The organism is Microbacterium sp. Bi128, assembly GCF_918698205.1.
Genome location: NZ_CAKKMM010001233.1, coordinates 1 through 1,277, shown reverse-complemented (window position 1 = coordinate 1,277; position 1,277 = coordinate 1). Strand labels below are relative to the sequence as shown.

At 67.0% G+C, this 1,277-nt stretch carries 1 protein-coding gene; it reads left to right on the top strand.

From position 1 onward, the window contains the following. On the top strand, positions 1-1,277 hold a 1,277-nt coding region (locus LQV45_RS31580), incomplete at both ends, for a TM0106 family RecB-like putative nuclease (protein WP_230011350.1).

Here is a 1,277-nt window from a genome sequence, read left to right as displayed (position 1 = left end):
GGCGGATTCGACTACGTGCGAAGCCACCACAAACTCTCCGAGATCCTGCCGGTTTTCCGCGAGCGCCGCGAGCGTTTCCTCGCGCTGACCGCCGCGCACATCGCACAGCCGGGACCAGTGGGCTGGGGCGCGCCCGGGCTCACCGCCTGTGGCCGCTGCGATTACTGCCAGGAGCAAGTCAAAGCCACCGACGATCTCCTCCTCGTGGCCCGGATGAACTCCGTGCAGCGCAAGAACCTCCACGAACGTGGGATTAGTTCAGTCACTGACCTGGCGCAAGCGACCCTCACCAAGCCCACACCTACGCTCCTGCGCCTGCAGGAACAGGCGCGGATGCAGAGCGGCGTTGGCCCTGCCGACGGCGAAGTCTGCTACCGCAAGGACGGCGAAGAGCACACCATCCGCTACGGCGTCCTGCCCGGGAACACCTTGGCCGAGCTGCCCCCACCGAGCCGGGGCGATATTTTCTTCGACTTCGAAGGCGATCCGCTGTGGCAGGACCGCGCCACGGGAGTGTGGGGGCTCGAGTACCTGTTCGGCGTGATTGAGGCGCCCACCGAGCCCGGCAGTCCGGGGATTTTCCGGCCATTCTGGGCCCACAGCCGGGAGGCGGAGAAGCAGGCGTTCCTCGATTTCCTTGACTATGTCGAGAAACGCCGGCGGGACCACCCGGACATGCACGTCTACCACTACGCACCGTATGAAAAAACGGCGCTTCGGAAACTCTCGGTGATGCACGTTGCCGGGGAGGACATCGTGGACGAGTGGCTCCGCGAAGGCCTGCTGGTGGACCTGTACCAAACGGTCCGGAACAGCATCAGGATCTCCGAGAACTCTTACAGCATCAAGAAGCTCGAGCCGCTCTACATGGGGGCGAACCTTCGAACTGGCGAAGTGAAGGATGCCGGCGCCTCCGTGATTGCCTATGCACGGTTCTGCGACGCGAGGGACAATGAGCGGCCCGACGAAGCGGCCACAATCCTCGCCGGGATCTCCGACTACAACGAATACGACTGCCTCTCCACGCTGGAGCTCCGGAACTGGCTGCTCGGGCTGGCCAAGGAACGCCGGCTGGAGCCGCACGGCGCGGAGGCGGGCGCGGCGTCCGGCGCGGAGGCGGGCGCGGCGTCCGGCGCGGAGGCGGGCGCGGCGTCCGGCGCGCAGGCGGGCGCGGCGTCCGGTGCGGAGGCGGGCTTAGAGGACGGCCCCGACGACGGCTCGGCACGAGCCGATGCCGCGCTGGCCCCGGCTGAGCTGGCACTGATGGAATTTGCTGA